The sequence below is a fragment of the Parazoarcus communis SWub3 = DSM 12120 genome, assembly GCF_003226565.1.
GTDB classification, from domain to species: domain Bacteria; phylum Pseudomonadota; class Gammaproteobacteria; order Burkholderiales; family Rhodocyclaceae; genus Parazoarcus; species Parazoarcus communis.
In genome coordinates this window covers 1-429 of record NZ_QKOE01000134.1, presented here as the reverse complement: position 1 = coordinate 429, position 429 = coordinate 1, and the positions used below count along the sequence as shown (strand labels likewise).

The window sequence follows — 429 nt, the reverse complement described above, 5'->3', positions numbered from 1 at the left end:
GGACAACAAGCTCAAGAGCGCGACCAAGACGGGCTACACCGCCACGCTCGCGTACGACGCCGAAGGCCGGCTGCGCCGGACCACGCTGGGGGGAACGGTCACGGCGTTGCTGTACGACGGCATGGACTTGGTGGCGGGGTACAACAGCAGCGGCAACCTGCAAAGGCGCTACGTGCATGGCCCTGGCGTGGATGAACCGCTGGTGTGGTACGAAGGCACGGGGAGCACGGACAAGCGGTGGCTGTACGCGGACCACCAAGGCAGCATCATCGGCACGGCCAACAGTGCGGGCAGCAGCACGGCGATCTACAGCTACGGCCCGTACGGGGAGCCCAACGTCACCACCGGTGCGCGGTTCCGGTACACGGGGCAGCAGTACCTGGGCGAGCTGAACCTGTACTACTACAAGGCACGGTTCTACTCGCCGGC

The 429-nt window shown here is 66.2% G+C and carries 1 protein-coding gene; it reads left to right on the top strand.

Annotation, left to right across the window (positions count from 1 at the left end; translation table 11 throughout):
• Positions 1–429: RHS repeat-associated core domain-containing protein (locus DNK49_RS23415; RefSeq protein ID WP_207807120.1), on the top strand; the 429-nt coding region annotated here is incomplete at both ends.